The organism is Photobacterium obscurum, assembly GCF_026191635.1.
Classification (GTDB): Bacteria; Pseudomonadota; Gammaproteobacteria; order Enterobacterales; family Vibrionaceae; genus Photobacterium; species Photobacterium obscurum.
On the sequence record NZ_JAKRRW010000060.1, the window covers coordinates 1 to 745 of the forward strand.

General features: G+C 54.4%; 1 rRNA gene. It reads left to right on the forward strand.

Features of this window, described 5'->3' with window-relative positions:
• Positions 1-689: ribosomal RNA gene (locus MD588_RS25890) — 23S ribosomal RNA — on the forward strand; the annotation flags it as partial.
• Positions 690-745 lie beyond the last annotated feature (56 nt).

Consider the following 745-nt stretch of genomic DNA (forward strand, 5'->3'; position numbering starts at 1 on the left):
GGGGTGCGGACAGTGCCTGGTGGGTAGTTTGACTGGGGCGGTCTCCTCCCAAAGAGTAACGGAGGAGCACGAAGGTGGGCTAATCACGGTCGGACATCGTGAGGTTAGTGCAATGGCATAAGCCCGCTTGACTGCGAGACTGACAAGTCGAGCAGGTGCGAAAGCAGGTCATAGTGATCCGGTGGTTCTGAATGGAAGGGCCATCGCTCAACGGATAAAAGGTACTCCGGGGATAACAGGCTGATACCGCCCAAGAGTTCATATCGACGGCGGTGTTTGGCACCTCGATGTCGGCTCATCACATCCTGGGGCTGAAGTCGGTCCCAAGGGTATGGCTGTTCGCCATTTAAAGTGGTACGCGAGCTGGGTTTAGAACGTCGTGAGACAGTTCGGTCCCTATCTGCCGTGGGCGTTGGATGATTGAAGGGGGCTGCTCCTAGTACGAGAGGACCGGAGTGGACGAACCTCTGGTGTTCGGGTTGTTACGCCAGTAGCATTGCCCGGTAGCTAAGTTCGGAATCGATAACCGCTGAAAGCATCTAAGCGGGAAGCGAGCCCTGAGATGAGTCATCCCTGATACTTTAAGTATCCTAAAGGGTTGTTGGAGACTACGACGTAGATAGGCAGGGTGTGTAAGCGCTGTGAGGCGTTGAGCTAACCTGTACTAATTGCCCGTGAGGCTTAACCATACAACACCCAAGGGGTTTTTTGGACTCCACGAACGCTTGAATGTAAGCGCGAGAAC